This window comes from Marinococcus sp. LNHM4E3-1, assembly GCF_056034405.1.
In genome coordinates this window covers 95,180-113,636 of the sequence record NZ_JBQLID010000007.1, presented here as the reverse complement: position 1 = coordinate 113,636, position 18,457 = coordinate 95,180, and the positions used below count along the sequence as shown (strand labels likewise).

Genomic DNA, 18,457 nt, shown 5'->3' with positions numbered 1-18,457 from the left:
CGCAGAAGATGTGATTACAGACCGCCGCTCCGGCGCTGCTTATCCCGGATGCGGAGCTGCTTATCGCGTTCATGTACAATATCGGTGCGGTCACGGAGCACGTGCTTGTGGACGAGATCCGTATCTTCAAGCGGAGAGGCCTGCAGCCAGGGAATGTTTTTTTGTTCACACATACGGATGCACTCGGCTTCGAGTTCGGAATCCCTCATCGGCAGGTTCATGTCCCGGAACGGCTCTCCGAGATGTTCGAGCTGCTCCTCGATAGCCTGCAGAAGCCTCTCGGCGTCGAGCCCGAGTGCCTGCAGACGGTGCGCAAGCGGCCCGAGAATCACGCCGGCGTTTTTCAGGCACTTGGAAGCACCGGTAAGATTTCCCCTCCGCTCGTGGTACAGACCAACAGCGATCTGAATTAGTCCGGGCCATACAGGGTCACGCTCTCCGGAAGGAGCTTCTTTCCAGTGGTCCTCAAGTATTTCGTGGCATTCAAAGTAATCGCGGGTGCTGTGAAATTCGACAAGAAACAGAATGTAGGCGTCTGGATACATACGGCGGTTTCTCCTTTCAAAAATCATTGATAGAACTGATTGTATCAAAAACGTACGGGGAAAACGCATGCCCTGCTTACAGCGGATATGATATACTTGCAACAGCACTCAACAAGTGATGAAGGATGGGAACTATGTCCGAGCAGTATAAAGTGAAAATTGATCAATTTGAAGGGCCGCTTGATGTGCTGCTTCATTTTGTCCAGCAGGCGGAGATGGATATTCAGGATATTCCGCTCGCTGCAATCACGGATCAGTATTTGCAATATGTCCGGACCATGCAGGAGCTTGAGCTCGATGTGGCGGGGGAGTACCTCGTGATGGCCGCTACGCTTTTGCAGATCAAAAGCCAGACCCTGCTGCCTGTGACGGCTGATGAGGAGGCCTGGATTGAGGAAGAAGACCCGAAGGAACAGCTGATTGAGCAGCTTGAAGAATACAGGCGCTATAAAGAAGCAGCCGGGAAGCTTCAGCAAAAAGAACAGCAGCAGCAACAGGTGTACAAAAAACCGCTTAGCGAATGGAGTACCGGTGAAGAAAAGGAAGAAAGTCTTCCGGAGGGGCTGACGGTGTATGATATGGTGGCAGCGTTTCAGAAGATGAAGGAACGGGCGAAAAACGCCCATCCTCCGCAGGCCACTGTCCGGGCGGATGAATATTCGGTGGAAGATCGGATGACAGAGGTAATGGGAGAAGTCGAACGACTCGATGCCTGTTCGTTTTACCAGCTGTTTGAAGAAACAAGAACCAAGCCGCAGATGGTGGTAACATTTCTTGCTCTGCTCGAGCTAATGAAACAAAAGCAAATTCGCTGCGAGCAGGCGTACAATTTTGATGATATAACGATTCAACTGGCAGAAAAGGTGAAGGTATGAAACAGGAAAAAACGATTGAGGGGAAGCTGGAATCGCTGCTGTATATTAGCGGGGATGAAGGCCTGGAGGCAGAACAGGCCGCCCAAGCCCTCGGTTTAGAAACCGAGACTGCCCGCGAACACTTAATCTCCTTAAAGAATGCCTGGGCGGAGCGGGAAGGCGGGCTGCAGATTACCCAGGCGGAAAATACATTTTTCTTCGCCACGGTGCCCGGGGCGGCGGAAGCGATTGAGCAGTTCAGTGAGCAGCAGAACCGGCAGACGCTCAGCCAGGCAGCCCTGGAGACACTTGCTATTATTGCGTACAATCAGCCGGTACTGCGGGCAGACATTGACCAGGTGCGCGGAGTAAAATCGGACCGGGCGCTGCAGACCCTTCTCACCAAAGGACTCGTCAAAGAATTTGAGCGTACCCAGAAGCCGGGGAGGCCGATGTCCTTTGTAACGTCCACCCGCTTTTTAGAGTATTTTGGACTTGAAACCCTGGAAGAACTGCCGCCGCTCGAGGATGAAGAACAGCCGGAACAGGCGGATCTGTTTTTCCGGGAACTGTATCAAGATGAAGAATAAGTGAAAAGCGCTGATAAGCGCTCTGCTTCCTGGTACAGTGACTTAGTGGCGGCGTGGACAGTTTCCCAACTGTCAGCGCCGTTTTGTGCGTTTGACACAAATACCGTTTTCCAGCTGCTCGTACCGGTTTTCCAGTACGAATCAAGGTATATACGGTAGCGCTGGAAAAATTGCCGCAATTCCTCTGCTTCGCGGGACGAAAAGGCAGTGTGAAGCTGTTCTTCCGAAAAATGCAGAGCGTGCTCGGACTCCCGGACAGCCCGGGGGTGCGGTGCATTGAACTGCCGGAACAGAGCATCTTTCACCGTTATGAACCGTATGTAGATGTCCTGCTCGACGGAGGCCGTATAGGCCTGGGTCCGGATGGTTTCTGCTGTGGTCTCGAGCCGGTTTATACGCAGGTCCACTTCCCACAGCTGTCTGTATGTACGGTAGGTGCGGACAGCGGACCAGGCGGTTATACCGGTAAGAAGCAGCAGAGCGGCATAAAGAATCAGAAAATGAAATGTCATGTGGAACGCTCCTTTCTCCGTATTGTAGCGGAAGCAGGACGAAAATAAAATAAGCAGAAAAAACTGTATGAGGAGGCCTATTTATGGAAAGATTACAAAAAGTGATTGCCCAGGCCGGCATCACTTCAAGAAGAAAAGCAGAAGACTATATTACGGACGGCCGGGTAAAGGTGAACGGCAAAACTGTCAAAGAGCTTGGCAGTAAAGTCGGTATCAATGACCAGGTGGAAGTGGACGGCATTCCGCTCACGAAGGAAGAACCGGTCTATTATTTACTATACAAGCCGAAGCAGGTTATTTCCGCGGTAGCGGATGATAAAAACCGCAAAGTGGTCACCGATTTCTTTCCCGAAGTAAAGGCGCGTATTTTCCCCGTCGGCCGGCTGGATTATGACACTTCCGGGCTGCTGCTTTTAACTAATGACGGCGAATTCGCCAATAAAATGATGCACCCAAAAAGCAATGTAAAAAAGACGTATATCGCGAAGGTGACGGGCAAACCGTCCGCAGAAAAGCTGCAGCTTCTCCGCCACGGCATCGAGCTTGACGGGGTAAAAACGGCCCCTGCGAAAGTGAACGTTAAATCCGCCAACAAAAAAGGCAACAGCTCGATTATTGAAATTGTGATCCATGAAGGAAGAAATCATCAGATCCGCCGCATGTTCGAAAAGATCGGACACCCGGTGGAAAAGCTGAAGCGCGAGCAGTACGCCATGCTCGATCTGCTCGGAATGAATCCAGGGGAAACCCGTCCGCTGAAGCCAAAAGAAGTTAAGCAGCTCAAGGATCTGGCCTAAAAGTTCATCAATGTTTCAGACCTGCCGCTTGGAATCTCAGTCTGGCGGCGGGTAAAATGAATGCATAAGCTTTTTAAACAGGGAGAGGATTTCATGGACCAGCAGACAACAATATTAGTCGTAGACGATGAAGCCCGGATCCGCCGGCTTATCCGGATGTATTTGGAGCGCGAAGATTTTTTAATTGAAGAGGCGGAAAACGGGGAGGACGCTCTTGCGATGGCCCTGGAAAAGGATTACGACGTTATCCTGCTTGATTTAATGCTTCCCGGCATGGACGGCGAAGAAGTATGTGAACAGCTGCGTGAAACAAAAGCGACGCCGGTTATTATGCTGACAGCTAAAGGGGAGGAATCCAACAGAGTACAGGGATTTGAAGTAGGGGCTGATGACTACATCGTCAAGCCGTTCAGTCCACGCGAGGTAACGCTGCGCGTAAAAGCGCTGCTCCGGCGTTCATCGTCCACTAAATACATGAAGCCGGAAGCATCTGCCAATGAAGTGCTCGTTTTCCCGCATTTAACGATTGATAACGATGCCCACCGGGTAACGGTGGACAATAAAATCATCGGGCTGACGCCGAAGGAGTACGAGCTGCTGCTGTATCTGGCCCAGTCGCCGGACAAGGTATTCTCCCGGGAGCAGCTGTTGAAAGACGTATGGAAATATGATTTCTTTGGGGACCTCCGGACAGTGGATACGCACGTAAAGCGACTGCGTGAAAAGCTTAATAAGGTTTCTGAAGAAGCTGCAGACATGATATCAACAGTTTGGGGCGTTGGTTATAAATTCGAGGTGGAGCAAAAGCAATGATCTGGCGCAGCGTCGTCGGAAAGCTCTGGCTGACTATACTGGGACTGTTAACGGTAGTCCTGTTAATTCTTACCATCCTGCTGCTCCAGTTTTTCGAACAGTTTAATATTTCGGAAGCAGAAAACCAGTTAACGAACAATGCTGAGATCATTGCCACATCGCTGCAGGAAGAAAATACCCTGGAGAGCTCGCAGCCGGTCATTGATCAAATTGCCGGCACATACAATTCGGAAGTGATGGTGTTTATCGATGGAGACCTCTGGTACGGCTCTGGGGGCGGGGATGGTCTGGCAGCCGCTGATATTCAGAACAGCAATGAACTCGGCCGGGTGGCCGGAGAACGCGAGCAGGTTACGGTTCACGACACCTTTTCCATGGATGGCGGCGAAGATGAGATTTTTGCTGTTGGTGAGCCATTTACCACAAATGACGGCCTTGAAGGGGAAGTGTATGTGTATCAGTCGCTCTCGGTCATTGAAGAGACCACCGGGGAAACAAAGCAGATTATCCTGCTTTCAGCCGGTATTGCGATTATTTTAACTACCGTTTTTGCTTTTTTTCTGAGTACCCGTATTACAGCACCGCTCCGGAAAATGCGTGAGCTTGCCCTCAATGTGCTGAAGGGGGATTTCGACTCCAAGGTGCCTGTAGTCAGCAACGATGAGATTGGTCAGCTTGGCAACGCATTTAACCGGATGCGCCGGGAACTGTCGCATAACCTCACAGCGTTAAATCAGGAAAAAGAACAGCTGAGCCGCATTCTCCACAGTATGGCTGATGGGGTGATCACCTTTGACCGGGGAGGGACGATGGTGCTGACTAATCCTCCGGCGGAATACTTCATCCGCTTGAACCAGCTCGAGGATAAAAAGGAAGCGAGTTCACTTCCGGCGGAAGTTACCAGCCTGTTTGAAAAAGCAGTGGAAACAGAAATGGAACAGCTTGATGAGTTTGAGGTGCAGGGGCGCAGCTTTGCGGTGCTGGTCACCCCGCTTTATGGCAACGAAGACGTACGCGGGGCGGTAGCCGTAGTCAGGGATATGACAGAAGAACGTCGGCACGATAAGCTGCGTAAGGACTTTATCGCCAACGTATCCCACGAGCTGCGGACACCGATCAGCATGCTCCAGGGGTACAGTGAGGCCATCGTGGATGATATTGCAGCGACAGAGGAAGAAAAGAAAGAAATCGGACGCATCATTTACGATGAATCGCTGCGCATGGGGCGTCTGGTGAATGAACTGCTTGATCTTGCCCGGATGGAAGCCGGCTACCTGAAGCTCGAAAAAGAGGAGGAGGAAGTGACATCCTTCTTTCAGCGGGTGGAACGGAAATTCCAGGGACTTGCTGATGAGTCTGAGGTGCAGCTTGATCTGGATCTGCATGCCCCGGAGCCATACGCCTATATTGATGTTGACCGGGTAGAGCAGATTCTGACAAACCTGGTTCATAATGCGATTCGTCACACCGAAGCAGGGGGAGCTATCACTATCAGGGCTGTGAACGGGGAATCGCTGCATATGGAAGTCAGCGACACAGGCAGCGGAATCTCAAAAGAGGACCTCCCATATGTATTTGAACGTTTTTATAAAGCAGACAAAGCAAGGACGCGGGGCAAGGGAGGCACCGGGCTCGGACTTGCCATAGTTAAAAATATTGTCGACGCCCATCACGGGGCTATTGCAGCAGAAAGTGAGCCGGGGGAAGGGACGACGTTTTATATTGATCTGCCGAATAAGTAAAGCCAGAGGAGCGGTTCAGCATGAAAGCTTGGTACGAAGAGCACTTTCAGGAAGACTATTTGCGGGTGTACGACCACCGCGATGAAACAAAGGCGGCCAGTGAATTAAACACGATCATGGAAAAGGTCCCGTTGACGCCGGGCGCCAAGGCTATTGATCTTTGCTGTGGAAACGGGCGTCATGCCCGCTGGCTCGCGAGAAAAGGTGTGGATGTTACCGGCATCGATCTCTCGCCGGCACTCCTGAAAAAAGCAATTGAATTGACGAACGGACTGGCGGTGCAATACCAGCGGGGTGATATTCGCAACGTGCATATCCGGAAAGAATACGACTTGGCTTTTAATTTGTTTACAAGCTTCGGCTACTTTCCGGACGATGAGGAAAATGAGTTAATATTCCAGCAGGCGGCCTCTGCGTTAAAGCCGGGTGGATGGTTTGTTTTTGATTATTTGAACCCCGAGTATATTAAACAGCATATTGTTCCCCGGGATGAGACGGTGAAGGATGGACTGAAAATTTATCAGGAGCGGAGCATTCAGGATGAATTTGTTGTAAAGCGCATCAGTATCGTAGAAGGAGATTCCACCAGAAGATACATGGAAAAAGTGAAAATGTATCAGGAAAGCCAGCTTCGCAGCATGATGGAGGCGCACGGACTGAAGATCCATGCTTTTTACGGTGATTACGATGCTTCTCCTTTTCAACTCGAAACTTCCCCAAGGCAGATATTTATCGCCCAGCTTGCAGAATAATAAGCAGGAAGGAAGAACATGGATGAAATTCAAAGCACTGATGATGATAATCCCGGCAGCAGGGGCGCTTGCTGCCTGCAGCACTGATGAAGAAAGCGGCAGTCAGGGCGGGGACGGGGGCAGCAGTAATGAAAATACGGAAGCGATTGAAGTTACGGACGCTACCGGAGAAACAGTGACGCTCGACGGGGCGCCTGAAGAAATTGTCAGTCTGATACCGAGCAACACAGAAATAGTTTATGAGCTGGGAGCGCTCGACCGGGTCGAAGCAAGAACCGATGCGGATACATATCCGGAGAAAGTTACAGATATCGAAAGCGTTGGTTCAGGCCTTGAACCAAATATTGAAGAGATTATTTCCATGGAGCCGGATGTGGTGCTTGCCCACGCGTCCTCCGGCATTGAAGACTCTCTTTCCCAGGTGGAGGAAGTGGGCATTCCGGTAGTTACCGTCCCGGACGCGCAGTCGTTTGAAGCTGTATATGAGAGCATCGAATTGATTGGGAGCACCATCGGAGAAGAAGAGGAAGCCGCTGAATTTATCGATGGAATGAAAGAAGACGTCTCAGAAGTAAAGAAAGCGACCGAAGAAGCAGAGACTGACCGGCAGGTGTATGTGGAAGTAGGGGCCTCCCCTGATCTGTATACCGCAGGAAGCGGCACGTTTATTGATGAAATGCTTGCTGCTGTTCATGCTGGGAACGCTGCCGGCGAATTGGAAGGGTGGTCGATGGTGAGTGAGGAAGAAATCATTGACGCTTCCCCGGATATCATTTTAACGACGTACCCGACCGAAGAGGAGCCGCTTGAAACGATTGCTTCAAGAGAAGGCTGGGAGACTCTGCCTGCAGTGGAAAATGAAGAAGTGTACGCATTGAGCAGCGATAAAGTGAGCCGTCCGGGTCCACGTCTTACTGAAGGGCTTAAAGAAATGGCAGAAAGAATTCATCCGGATGCGATGGCTGAGAACTAATTACGCCAGCGCGTATCTTCTGATGCTCGCAGCGTTTGCCGGGGCGCTGGTGCTCGCTGTTTCCATGGGGAGCGTAGCGGTGCCTTTGTCTGTAAGCATCAAAGCGGTAGTGATCCAGTTTTTTCCGTTTCTTCCTATCTCACTTGAAACAGAAACCGGTGCTGCAGCGATTATTCAGGAGGTGCGGCTGCCGCGCGTACTCCTGGCGTCCGCAGTAGGAGGGGCTCTAGGGCTCGCCGGGGCTGTTTTTCAGGGACTGCTGCGGAACCCGCTTGCCGATCCTTATACGCTCGGCGTTTCCTCGGGATCTTCGCTCGGGGCGGTGGCCGTATTGTATTTCGGATGGCAGATACCCCTGCTTGGGGGATTTACCCTGCCGGTAGTCAGCATCGTCTGCGGTTTTTTAACGCTTGTTGTCCTGCTTCTTTTTGTTTATTCCGTGGAACGGGCCGTGCGCACTGAAACGATGATTCTTGCGGGCATTATCATCACCGCATTTCTCAGCGCGTTTATGTCGCTTTTGATTGCGTTCAGCGGAGAAGAACTCCGGCAGATTATTCAGTGGCTGCTTGGCAGCGTGAGCCGCAGAGGATGGGATTATTTTCAGCTGATTGTTCCGTTTCTGCTGGCAGGAGCGCTGCTTCTGCTTCCGCATGCCCGCGCTCTCAACGCGTTTGCGTTTGGGGAGGACAGTGCTTCCTCGGTAGGGGTGAACGTACCGAGGATAAGGCTGCTGGTTTTAATCGGCGCATCCGTACTAACAGGAGGAGCGGTCGCTGTTTCAGGCACTATTGGGTTTGTAGGGCTCGTGATTCCGCATATGATCCGGCTCCTGTGGGGCCCGGATCATAAACATCTGCTGCCGCTGTCTTTTGGCGGCGGAGCAGTGTTTTTAATGCTGGCGGATTTGATTGCACGCACGGCGGCTGCTCCGGCAGAGGTGCCGGTCGGGGTGATTACGGCACTGGCCGGAGCTCCTGTATTTGCTCTGCTTTTATTTTATCAGCGAAGAAGGCGGTGGCAGTAATGGCAGAAGTCCAGGTCGAAAGCGTAACTGCCGGCTACGGGAAAAGCAGTACGGTCGTTGAGCGTATCTCCTTTAACGTTGAGGCTGGGGAGATGATCGGCATCGTTGGCCCGAACGGCAGCGGAAAGTCTACACTGCTCCGCGTGATGGCCGGTCTGCATGAGGTGTCGTCCGGAAGCATCCGGTATAAAAACAAACCTCTGAGCTCGTTCACTTCTTCGGAACGGGCTAAGACTGTCGGCTACCTGCCGCAGTTTGACGAACTGACAGCAGCCTATTCGGCGCGCCAGGTCGTAGAAATGGGAAGATATGCGTATCAAAAAGGCCTGTGGCCGGCAGCAAGCAATAAAGAGGATGAACGAGTCATTCAAAACGCGATGCAGCAGATGCACGTATGGTCCAAAAGATTTCATTCGTTTCACGCTTTAAGCGGTGGTGAAAAACAGCGGGTGCTGCTTGCAAAACTGCTTGCGCAGGAACCGGAATGTCTGCTGCTTGATGAGCCGACTAACCACCTGGATATACACTATCGCATTGAATTGTTAAACTACATTCGCAGCTGGGCTTCGGAACAAAACCGGACTGTGGTAGTCGTAATGCACGATATTCAGGCGGCTGCTCTATACTGCGACCGGGTGCTGATGCTCTCAGAGGGCCAAACGGAAGCGTTTGATGAACCGGCGGCTGTTTTTACCGAAAAACGGCTGTCGGAAGTGTACCAGGCTGATATTCATGTCAGCCTGCAGCATGAAATAAAAGCACCAGCCGTGCACTGGCGACCGCCACAGCGGGAAGGTAACGACCCGGACACACCGCTTTCATGGTCGGAAACAGCGTATCAAGCCGAAGCAGTTTCACGTTCAGCTTTAAACGTGTACGCTCCTTCGTTAAAAAAGCTGGTTTATGGAGCGGTGCTTTCAGTGGACAAAATAAAAGGTGCTGTGCATATTTTCACTGACGAAAGCCGCAACAAGCGGCCGGCCCATACCATCCAATGCTCCCCAGGGATGCAGGTATGGAGAAAAAGCGCAGGCAGCCGGGAGGCTGTTTTTGGCTCCGGACAGTCATGCTTTTTGTGGATCCATATGGCCGAAGGCTGGCCAGCCGAGGAGATTTCATCTTTACAGCTTTACATACAAAGAAAGGCCTTTGAATGGATGTATGACCGCGGGTGTACCGGGCTTTCCCACGGGAAGCTCAAAGAGATTATGGTGACAGCACCGATAAAGAAGAATGAAGCATTCCCGGAAGAACAGTTACATTGGCACTACCTTCACACCGGAAAATTGATAGAATCATTGTTAGATGAATATAATTCGGCTTCCGGATAGAAAGGGTGAAAAACATGAAGCTGTATACTAAGCAGGGAGACCGCGGAGACACCTCCGTGGTAGGCGGAAAAAGAAACAAAGGCGATGCGAGAATTGAAGCGTTTGGAAGCTTTGAAGAAGTAAACGCATTGATTGGCAAGGCACGGCTGATGGCGGCGGAGGAAAAAAGCGGATCAGATCTGCAGAAGGATCTTGAGCGTATTCAGCATGAATTATTTGACTGTGGCAGTGATACAGCTGACATTCGCCCGGAAGCTATAAAGAAGGTCACAGCTTCAACGGTGGAATGGCTCGAGCACCGGATTGACCAATATACGGAGGAGGCCCCGGCGCTGAAAAAATTTATTCTTCCCGGAGGCACGCCGTTATCGGCAGAGCTTCATCTTGCCCGTACCGTCTGCCGGCGGGCAGAACGGGAGCTTGTTCGCGCAGGCGAAGCTGAAGACGTGCCCGCCCCGGTGCTTATGTATATGAACCGTCTGTCGGATTATCTGTTCAGCGCCGCGAGAATTGCGAACAGCCGGACGGGGGCAGTGGACGTTGAATACGAACGAAGCGCAGAAGTATTTACGACTGAGCAGGATAGGAAAAATAAGAAATGAAACAGCTTCCGGCACAGACTATTCAAACACAGCTCAGTGGTGAAGATGTTTTCATTGACGTCGGGCTGCTCCGCTGGCTGAATGATCAAAGCGGGCCAGTAGAACGGGACAGCTGGCTGCTCTCTGCATGTTTGTTTTTTCTGACCCGTCTGAGGGTGCATGGACGTATCCGGCTTGATGAGGAAGGACATATTCACCGGCGTTTCTGGAAGGTTATGGAGAAATCGCTGAAATTGGAGAAGCACGGTAAGCATATCAAAACAAAGCATATTTTTATCTACTGCTTTTTGGAGCAGATGGCTATGCAGAAGCAGTGGATTCAAAAAGACGGGAATTATGCATTTATTACCCGGAGCGGCGATATTTTTTTGAACGAAAACCGGGAAAAGCAGCTTAACGAGCTGCTTGGCTATTTGTGGCCGAAAGCATAAAAAAGTGACAGCGGCGGGCCCGGAGCTCGTCTTTTTTTTATCACTAAACGAATTTAAATTGAAGATTTCAATAAAACTGAATATATTTAAGACAGCTAGAAGCGATTCACCGTTAATGCAGCGGAGCATTACAGATCCGGAAAGGAGGAGTTTTCCTATGATGGTTACCTATCAGCGGCTGGAGCACGATGGGGCGGGCGTAAAGCAGATGAGGAAATTGAACGAGCTTTATGCTGAAGCGTTTGAAGAAAAGGAGATGTACACGGGGCACAAGCCTTCGGATGCCTATCTTTTGAAGCAGCTTTCAAACGACAGGGTAATTGTCTGTACAGCGGCCTGTAGCGAGCGGATTGTAGCCGGCCTTACGGCTTACGTGATGAATAAAATGGAAAAAGAAACATGTGAAATCTACATTTATGATCTCGCTGTGGATGCCCGGTTTCGCCGGCAGAAAATCGCCACAAATCTATTAATCTTTTTCATGAAGGAAGCGGAAAACCTTAATGCTTCCGCTGTTTTCATTCAGGCAGACAAGGAAGATGCGCCTGCTGTGGCTCTATATGAGTCAATGGGAGAAAGGGAAGAAGTGTACCATTTCGATATTTATTTAAAAAAAGAGATCAGGTAGAAGAGCAGCTGTACAAAAAAAGACGCGCCCGCGGGCACGTCTTCTTTGTGTTACTGCTACAGTTCAATCGTATCGGCCAGGGAAATTTCTTCAATGGACGTTAAATCTTTTACGACATCCTGGTTGGCTTCACGGTCAACGGCGAGCATCATGATGGCTTCGCCGCCTTCTTCGCGGCGTCCAACCTGCATGGTGGCAATGTTGATCTGATGCCTTCCGAGAATTTGTCCCATCTTACCGATAACCCCCGGCTTATCCGTATGCTGGATATAAATGAGGTGGCCGGTCGGATAGAAGTCGACATTAAAGTCGTTAATGCGTACGATGCGCGGACCGTATTCCTTCACATAGGTGCCGTACAGCGCAAACGAACGGCCTTCGCCTTCGACGGTCGCCTGAATCAGGTTGGAGTAGCCAAGCGACTGGGAGCCGAACTGCTCTCCATAGTCAATGCCCCGTTCCTTGGCGATCGTGGAGGCATTCACATCATTGACCGGTGCGTCAATGCGGCTCTGGAGAAAGCCGGCGAGAAGGGAGCGGGTCAGAATAGATGTTTCAAGGTCGGTGACATTGCCACTGTAGCGCACGTTCAGCTCCTGAACGGGCGTTTTTACGCTCTGGGACATGATATTACCCATGCGGCGGGCAAATTCATAGTACGGGCGTATCGCTTCAAACTTTTCTTTCGACATGGTCGGGAGGTTAATGGAGTTTAAGGCCGGCAGCCCCTGCAGAAACTGAAGCACCTCGTCGGAAACCTGGGAAGCAACGTTTAACTGGGCTTCTTTTGTTGAAGCCGCAATATGCGGTGTGCTGACGACCTGTTCAAATGCGATGAGTGGGTTTTCATTCGCCGGCTCCTCTTCGTAAACGTCAAGAGCCGCGCCTGCCACATGGCCGCTTTCAAGATAATGAACGAGGGCGTCTTCATCAATAATCCCGCCGCGGGCGCAGTTTAACAGCATTACTCCGGGCTTTGTTTTGCCAAGGTTCTCCTGGCCAAGCATGCCTTTTGTATCTTTGGTGAGCGGCGTATGAACCGTGATTACGTCCGCCTCTCCGAGCAGCTCTTCGAAGTCCCGGAGGTCAACGCCCATTTCGTTTGCGCGTTCTTTTGTCAGGAACGGATCGTATACGATAACGCTCATTTCAAAGCTCTGGGCCCGCTTGGACAGCTCCGAACCGATACGGCCGAAGCCTACAATGCCAAGCGTCTTTCCGCGAAGCTCCGTACCCTGGAAGCCTTTACGGTTCCATTCACCGGACTTTAATGAGGCATTCGCCTGCGGAATTTTACGGGCGAGCGAAGCCATCATGGCAAATGTGTGCTCGGCCGTGGAGATGGTATTGCCGTCCGGGGCGTTGATCACAACAATCCCCCGTTTGGTAGCGGCATCAATGTCAATATTATCCACTCCAACACCGGCGCGGGCTACGATGCGGAGGTTCGGCATGGAATCCATTACTTCCGCAGTGACGGTCGTACCGCTCCGGACGAGCAGGGCATCAAAAGAATCGAGTCCTTCTGCCTCATCAACGTGCTGCTGAACGCACTGTACCTGATTGCTTTCAAGCAGCGGCGATAGGCCCTCGCTGCTCATCGAATCGGATACAAGCACACGAAACGTCTGATTGCTGGTCGTTGTTTCTTCTTCGTTCATAGTTTTCTGCATGTTACTCCACTCCCTTGTTCGTTCATTCACAAAAAGTCCGTTGACATTTTGTGCTTTAAATGCCCATTTGTATTTCTCTGGAGGACAAATGTCTACGCGTAGTTGGAAAGAACTTTATCATACTCCAGTACAGGTGTCAATTTACCTGACGCCGCTGAACATACGAAAAGAGACTGGTATTCAGCCTCTTCGGTTTCGTGCATGTATAAAAAACCGGCGGCAGCAGAAAAATATCCCGCTGCCGGCCCGTTTGATAATTACTGGTTGTTATAACGGTCGATGGATTCCTGTACAAGCTTAGCTGCTTCTGCTTCGTTTTCCCAGCCGCCGATTTTAGTCGTTTTCTTTTCAAGCTCTTTGTACGTCTGGAAAAAGTGGGAGATTTCATCTAGCTTGTGCTGCGGTACATCATCAAGCGTAGTTACTCCTTCAAAACGTGGATCCTCCGTTGGTACAGCGAGCAGCTTCTGATCCTCGTCCCCGTCATCGATCATGTTTAAATAGCCAATGACCCGGGCATCAATGACGCAGCCTGGAAATGTTGGATTGGTAACGAGTACAAGTACGTCAAGCGGGTCTCCGTCGAGCGCCAGCGTGTCGTCGATGTAACCGTATTCTGCTGGATAAAACATCGGAGAGAAAAGCACGCGGTCGAGTTTAAAGACACCTTTATCTTTATCAAATTCGTATTTGTTCTGGCTGCCTGTCGGAATTTCAATGAGCACTTCCACTTCTTTGTTTTCTGCCAAGGCAATCTCCTCCTTCAATATGTATAGTAAACATCTCCTGCATTATAGCAGGAATGAAAGACGGAAGAAAGGCAGGGAACAGAATCTGTAAAAAAACCCCCAGCAGCCTGAGGGCACGGTGCTTATTCGAATTTAAACGGGTCACCGCCAAACGGTTCCTCCGCTACTTTGATGGAATCGGTCGGGCAGCCTTCAAAAGCGTCGATCATATCTTCTTCAAGGTCGTCCGGAATGCTCTCTGTACCCTGGTTATCATCGACGATGTTTTCGGCCAGACCTTCCTCATCGTAATCGAAAATATCGGGAGCTGCTGCCCCGCAGGCACCGCAGGCGATACATGTATCTTTATCAACAATGGTGTATTTCGCCATCTGTGTCCCTCCATGTGATCGGATATCTATAAACTTATGCGCTTGATTGAAGAGCGTCGTAAGGTCTATTCCATATTGTATTTCTTCGTGATAAACTTTTCAACAGATATGAAACGCCCCACACAGCCTAACTTGTGGCATTTTGATGAACGAATAGAAAGGAAGAGGCGTATTGCTGTTTCAAGAGGCGATGATCCTGATAGCATTAAAAAGGCTCCGCGGAGAACGTACAGACGCTTCTGCCTATCACCTTTTGTCTGGAAAGCGGTCCTCCCAGACGATCACAGACGCCAAGTGGTTTCAATCGAAGGACCTGTTCGGGGCCCTGGCCAGGCTCGACAAACCGCAGTTTGAACACATTACCGCCTCTTTTTATCAACGCGGCTGGCTGGAGGCCGGAGGAATCCCGGGTGCAGAGGCTGCCGCTGCTATTGAACCGTGGGAGAAAATACTGGAAGAAGCAGGCTTTGACGGTTGGGCGTACCGCGACACGGGACGGCAGTTTTGGAGAAGGATTGCTCTGTTGATTCAGACACTCTCCCACCTGTATCAGCAGAAAAAACAGTTTGTGCCTATTATCCAGGATGTATCAGCACAGGAGTGGGTAAAACAAAAGCTGTCGGCATGGGGAGCGGAAAGATACACTGCCATGAACAGGTTATATGAAGAAATAAAGAGCTGCTTGCATGAACTGAAGGAGATACAGGCATTTATATTTGTATACAAGCTGACGGGAGCGGAAACTCTCGGTAAAACGACAGATCAGATAGCGCGTATCCAGGGCATGGAAAAGGCCGAAATTGAGTATTTGTTTCAGGGCACGGTGCACACCTTAATAAAAAAAGCGGAGAGCCGGCCGGGCACTGTTCTTTATGAATGCCTGGATGCCGGAGGAAATCCTCAGCTTACCGTCACAGCTGAAAAGACGCTTGATTTTATAAACAGGGGACTGTCACTCGAAGAGGTCGCCCGTGCCCGCCGTTTAAAGGAGAGTACCATTGAAGACCATTTTGTGGAAATTGCCGGCGAGGTCGAAGGATTTTCCATTGACCATCTGGTTCCGCCAAAGCAGCAGGAAGCCATACGCCGGGTGGCTGCTTCTCTTGATACGTTTAAGCTGAAGGCGCTGAAAGAACAGCTGGGCGGGGACGTGACATATTTTGCGATCCGGCTTGCACTGGCGAAAGGAGGGGAAAAAGGTGAGCGGAAAAACAGAAGCGCTGAATAAATACTTTGGCTTTCCTTCTCTGCATGAGTACCAGGAGCCGATCGTGGATGCGCTGCTGGCAGATACGGACACCCTGGCCGTTCTGCCGACTGGAAGCGGCAAGTCCATCTGCTTTCAGCTGCCCGCTTTAATGAAGAGCGGCCTGACAATTGTCGTTTCCCCGCTTTTGTCTTTGATGGATAATCAGCTCCAGGAGCTGCGGGCAAGACATATTAAAGCAGCCGCCGCCTACAACAGCTTTATGAGCCCGGAGGAGAAATCCCGGGTGCTCAGCCGGCTTTCGTCGTTAAAGCTTTTGTATATATCTCCAGAAGCTCTCTCCCTGCCGTTTATTGTAGAGCGGCTGAAGAGTGTAAAAGTGTCAATGATGGTAGTGGACGAGGCCCACTGTATTTCCCAGTGGGGGCACGAGTTCCGGACGGATTATTTAAAAATCGGGCCGGTTCGGCAAGCACTGGGACGTCCCTGTATGGCAGCTTTCACGGCAACGGCGACTCCGGAAGTACAGCTTGACATTAAAAAACAGCTGCAGATGAAAGCGCCGGAAGAATTCATTCATTCGGTGGATCGTGCAAATATTGCTCTGTTTGTCCAACGGTGCACGAGTGAGCGGGAAAAGAAAAGAGAGATGGTCGAGCTCGTTCAGAAGGCTCCCGGTCCCGGACTGGTTTACGTATCGAGCCGGAAAAAATGCGAAGAGCTTAAAGCGCTGCTCCAGGAAAAAACCTCCCACCGGGTGGAGTCTTATCACGGCGGGCTTGAAAATGAGGCCAGGCTGATGATCCAGCAGCAGTTTTTACACGGCGACCTGGACGTCGTAGTGTGCACAAATTCCTTTGGTATGGGGCTGAATAAAGCTAACGTCGAATTTGTTCTTCATTATCATTTTCCAAAAGATGCAGAATCGTATATTCAGGAAATCGGAAGAGCTGGAAGGGACGGTAGACAGGCATGGGCGGCGGTGCTCTACCTGGAGGAAGACATCATTATTCCGCAGATGCTGATGGAAGCAGAGCTCCCCCCTGTGAATGAACTCGGCTCCGCACTGGCTGCGGCAGCCCAAAGCAGCCGGGGAGAAATAACAGATAACCTGATAAACAGAATGGGATGGACAGAAACTGCTGCCCGTTTTCTTACTTACTATTTTGAAAAATACCCGGGGAAGCCTGAGGCAGAGCTTCTGGAAGAGCTGGAAAAGCAGGTGCAGCAGCGATCGTTTGAAAAGCAGAAAAAGCTGAAGGTTATGATACAATGGTTAGAAAATAACGAAGACTGCCGGAGACGTTTATTACTGCAGGTTTTTGGGGAAGCGTTAATGAAACGTCCCGAACCTTGCTGCGATATATGCGGGCACAGGCTTCCTTTTCGTGAGCATCAGGGAGCAGAGAAAGAAAAAGAAACAGCCCCGTGGGAAATACGACTGGAGGAGCTGTTTTTCGGAAGGGAGAGAGCGAAGCATGAATAAAACACGTATGGAAAAGCGAAACGCCGGTACGGAGGAAAATGCAAAGCATCCGGATGCAGATCGGAGCCGCCTCAGCCGCCGACGTGGCAGTGCAGGCGGGGAGACTTCGGGTGAAGAGGAGCACCAGGAGGCTTTAAGGCGTTCACGCTACTCCGGAAAAGAGGAAGAGCCGGAGGAAGAAGAGAGTCCAATGCTGACTCTTCCCCATACGCTGTTGGCCGCATTTATATTGATTGTCATTACCGCCCTGGCATCCCCGTTCATCATGAGTATGTTTCAGTAGAAATGAACGCGGCAGAAGTTTCTGTCAGTGGTGAAGATAAAAGAAGGCCGACAAAACAGGCAATCACGCCAAAAATCATTAATACAAACGGCCAGGTGAGCGGTTTTTTTCTGAACAGAAAATATAAAAGCAAAAAAAAGCCTCCTCCAAATAAAGCGGCTCCTGCTAAAAAGACAATAAGATCCATCGTTTAAATACCTTCTTTCCGGTCAGTTTTTCCCTTACATAAGTATAGCGGAGATAAACGGTATACGTATACTCGTTTTTAAATTGTCCGGAAACGTTCAAATTTTATAAAGGAAAAGAGGGGTTCCATCATGAAAAAATGGCTGCTGGCTCCTCTTCTTTTTTCTGTGCTGTATGCCGGCAGAGTCCTGCAGGAAACATGGCAGAATAAAGTAAGAACTCATGAGCTGGAATATAAAAATCTGCCGCCGGAGGTGGAGGGCTCCTCCATTTTTTTCATCACCGATATTCACCGCCGGCGGATATCGCCTGCATTATTCCGGCAGCTCGAACGGAAGCCTGATCTGGTTATTATTGGCGGTGACCTGACCGAGCTGGGCGTGCCAGCTGAACGTATCAGACAGAATCTCCGCCTGCTCCGCAGTCATGCCCCGGTCGTGTTTGTCTGGGGAAACCACGATCTGCAGGTGGGCCGCAGATGGCTTAGGCCGCTTCTGCATCAGGAGGACATCGAAATTCTTGAAAAAAATGCATACACGTTAAAGGAAAGTGATTTTACGATCGCGTCCTTCGGAGAGGAACGCTTTTACGAATCCTACCGTAATCCGGCGCTTGTGCCAGAGGCAGACCTACTTATTGCCCACAATCCGGAAGCGTATTACCGGTACGGCCCTTTTTCCGAACGGGCGGTGTATATGCTTACCGGACATACCCATGGCGGTCAAATCCGGCTTTTCGGCTGGGGGCCGAAATTAAAGGGGGGCTGGTACGATGAAAAATACCAGGCTTTGTTTATCAGCAACGGCTACGGCACGACCAGCATACCGATGCGCCACGGTGCCCCGGCGGAAACGCACCTGTTTGTGCTGAGAAACAGTCATTCCAACAGTGAATAAAGGAGTATG

21 protein-coding genes are annotated in these 18,457 nt (G+C 50.6%); 16 read left to right on the top strand and 5 right to left on the bottom strand.

Translation table 11 applies throughout. The features are described from left to right. Positions 1–14: 14 nt before the first annotated feature. The gene (locus ACTRXI_RS09475; RefSeq protein WP_474262177.1) at positions 15–545 is read right to left on the bottom strand and encodes a DUF309 domain-containing protein; all 531 of its coding nucleotides are present in this window, start codon (positions 543–545) and stop codon (positions 15–17) included. A gap of 134 nt (positions 546–679) precedes the next feature. On the opposite strand from ACTRXI_RS09475, the gene ACTRXI_RS09470 reads away from it, so the two are divergent. Together ACTRXI_RS09470 and scpB are read left to right on the top strand one after the other, a co-directional pair. Then, positions 680–1,420: a segregation/condensation protein A gene (locus tag ACTRXI_RS09470; RefSeq protein WP_474262176.1), complete on the top strand. Its 741-nt coding sequence runs from the start codon at positions 680–682 to the stop codon at positions 1,418–1,420. Beyond that, the gene (scpB, locus tag ACTRXI_RS09465) at positions 1,417–1,989 is read left to right on the top strand and encodes an SMC-Scp complex subunit ScpB (protein ID WP_474262174.1); all 573 of its coding nucleotides are present in this window, start codon (positions 1,417–1,419) and stop codon (positions 1,987–1,989) included. Before ACTRXI_RS09470 ends, scpB begins: the two co-directional genes overlap by 4 nt. Here scpB and ACTRXI_RS09460 read toward each other — a convergent pair. Next, the gene (locus tag ACTRXI_RS09460; RefSeq protein ID WP_474262173.1) at positions 1,974–2,501 is read right to left on the bottom strand and encodes a hypothetical protein; all 528 of its coding nucleotides are present in this window, start codon (positions 2,499–2,501) and stop codon (positions 1,974–1,976) included. The two genes, scpB and ACTRXI_RS09460, sit on opposite strands and share 16 nt — an antisense overlap. Before the next feature lie 83 nt (positions 2,502–2,584). Between ACTRXI_RS09460 and ACTRXI_RS09455 the strand changes: the two genes are divergently transcribed. The 10 genes from ACTRXI_RS09455 (at position 2,585) to ACTRXI_RS09410 (ending at position 11,597) form a co-directional block, all read left to right on the top strand. After that, positions 2,585–3,298: a pseudouridine synthase gene (locus tag ACTRXI_RS09455; protein ID WP_322525178.1), complete on the top strand. Its 714-nt coding sequence runs from the start codon at positions 2,585–2,587 to the stop codon at positions 3,296–3,298. 93 nt (positions 3,299–3,391) lie between these two features. After that, positions 3,392–4,111 (top strand): response regulator transcription factor, encoded by a 720-nt coding sequence (locus tag ACTRXI_RS09450; RefSeq protein ID WP_474262172.1) that lies wholly within the window; start codon positions 3,392–3,394, stop codon positions 4,109–4,111. Further along, positions 4,108–5,853, top strand: a complete 1,746-nt coding sequence (locus ACTRXI_RS09445) for an ATP-binding protein (protein WP_474262171.1) — start codon at positions 4,108–4,110, stop codon at positions 5,851–5,853. The genes ACTRXI_RS09450 and ACTRXI_RS09445 overlap by 4 nt, the downstream gene beginning before the upstream one ends. A gap of 20 nt (positions 5,854–5,873) precedes the next feature. Further along, positions 5,874–6,605, top strand: a complete 732-nt coding sequence (locus ACTRXI_RS09440; protein ID WP_462866576.1) for a class I SAM-dependent methyltransferase — start codon at positions 5,874–5,876, stop codon at positions 6,603–6,605. Between the two features lie 22 nt (positions 6,606–6,627). After that, entirely contained in the window at positions 6,628–7,578 is a 951-nt protein-coding gene (locus ACTRXI_RS09435; protein ID WP_474262170.1) for an ABC transporter substrate-binding protein, read from the top strand. Continuing rightward, positions 7,559–8,605: a FecCD family ABC transporter permease gene (locus ACTRXI_RS09430; protein ID WP_474262169.1), complete on the top strand. Its 1,047-nt coding sequence runs from the start codon at positions 7,559–7,561 to the stop codon at positions 8,603–8,605. Before ACTRXI_RS09435 ends, ACTRXI_RS09430 begins: the two co-directional genes overlap by 20 nt. Continuing rightward, complete coding sequence (locus tag ACTRXI_RS09425) at positions 8,605–9,936, top strand: ABC transporter ATP-binding protein (RefSeq protein ID WP_474262168.1); 1,332 nt, start codon at positions 8,605–8,607, stop codon at positions 9,934–9,936. The genes ACTRXI_RS09430 and ACTRXI_RS09425 overlap by 1 nt, the downstream gene beginning before the upstream one ends. A 14-nt stretch (positions 9,937–9,950) precedes the next feature. Further along, positions 9,951–10,538, top strand: coding sequence for a cob(I)yrinic acid a,c-diamide adenosyltransferase (locus tag ACTRXI_RS09420; RefSeq protein ID WP_474262166.1), 588 nt, complete (start codon positions 9,951–9,953; stop codon positions 10,536–10,538). After that, positions 10,535–10,969: a hypothetical protein gene (locus ACTRXI_RS09415; RefSeq protein WP_474262165.1), complete on the top strand. Its 435-nt coding sequence runs from the start codon at positions 10,535–10,537 to the stop codon at positions 10,967–10,969. The genes ACTRXI_RS09420 and ACTRXI_RS09415 overlap by 4 nt, the downstream gene beginning before the upstream one ends. A 157-nt stretch (positions 10,970–11,126) precedes the next feature. Next, positions 11,127–11,597, top strand: a complete 471-nt coding sequence (locus tag ACTRXI_RS09410; protein WP_474262164.1) for a GNAT family N-acetyltransferase — start codon at positions 11,127–11,129, stop codon at positions 11,595–11,597. Between the two features lie 56 nt (positions 11,598–11,653). Here ACTRXI_RS09410 and serA read toward each other — a convergent pair whose 3' ends face one another. The 3 genes from serA to ACTRXI_RS09395 all read right to left on the bottom strand — a co-directional run bounded on the left by serA (position 11,654) and on the right by ACTRXI_RS09395 (position 14,390). Further along, positions 11,654–13,270 carry a phosphoglycerate dehydrogenase gene (gene serA / locus ACTRXI_RS09405; protein WP_474262163.1) on the bottom strand — a complete coding sequence of 539 codons (1,617 nt, stop codon included), beginning with the start codon at positions 13,268–13,270 and terminating at the stop codon, positions 11,654–11,656. Positions 13,271–13,527: 257 nt separating this feature from the next. Then, complete coding sequence (locus ACTRXI_RS09400; RefSeq protein ID WP_022792297.1) at positions 13,528–14,019, bottom strand: inorganic diphosphatase; 492 nt, start codon at positions 14,017–14,019, stop codon at positions 13,528–13,530. A gap of 122 nt (positions 14,020–14,141) precedes the next feature. After that, positions 14,142–14,390 carry a ferredoxin gene (locus ACTRXI_RS09395; protein WP_022792296.1) on the bottom strand — a complete coding sequence of 83 codons (249 nt, stop codon included), beginning with the start codon at positions 14,388–14,390 and terminating at the stop codon, positions 14,142–14,144. Positions 14,391–14,562: 172 nt separating this feature from the next. Between ACTRXI_RS09395 and ACTRXI_RS09390 the strand changes: the two genes are divergently transcribed. The 4 genes from ACTRXI_RS09390 to ACTRXI_RS09375 all read left to right on the top strand — a co-directional run bounded on the left by ACTRXI_RS09390 (position 14,563) and on the right by ACTRXI_RS09375 (position 18,448). Continuing rightward, complete coding sequence (locus ACTRXI_RS09390; RefSeq protein ID WP_474262162.1) at positions 14,563–15,618, top strand: YpbB family protein; 1,056 nt, start codon at positions 14,563–14,565, stop codon at positions 15,616–15,618. Then, on the top strand, positions 15,590–17,083 hold the full coding sequence (locus ACTRXI_RS09385) for a RecQ family ATP-dependent DNA helicase (RefSeq protein WP_474262161.1): 1,494 nt from the start codon (positions 15,590–15,592) through the stop codon (positions 17,081–17,083). The genes ACTRXI_RS09390 and ACTRXI_RS09385 overlap by 29 nt, the downstream gene beginning before the upstream one ends. Then, positions 17,076–17,366, top strand: coding sequence for a hypothetical protein (locus ACTRXI_RS09380; RefSeq protein ID WP_474262160.1), 291 nt, complete (start codon positions 17,076–17,078; stop codon positions 17,364–17,366). The genes ACTRXI_RS09385 and ACTRXI_RS09380 overlap by 8 nt, the downstream gene beginning before the upstream one ends. A gap of 317 nt (positions 17,367–17,683) precedes the next feature. Next, a complete protein-coding gene (locus ACTRXI_RS09375; RefSeq protein WP_474262159.1) occupies positions 17,684–18,448 on the top strand; it encodes a metallophosphoesterase in 765 nt (254 codons plus the stop codon). The last annotated feature ends 9 nt before the right edge of the window (positions 18,449–18,457 follow it).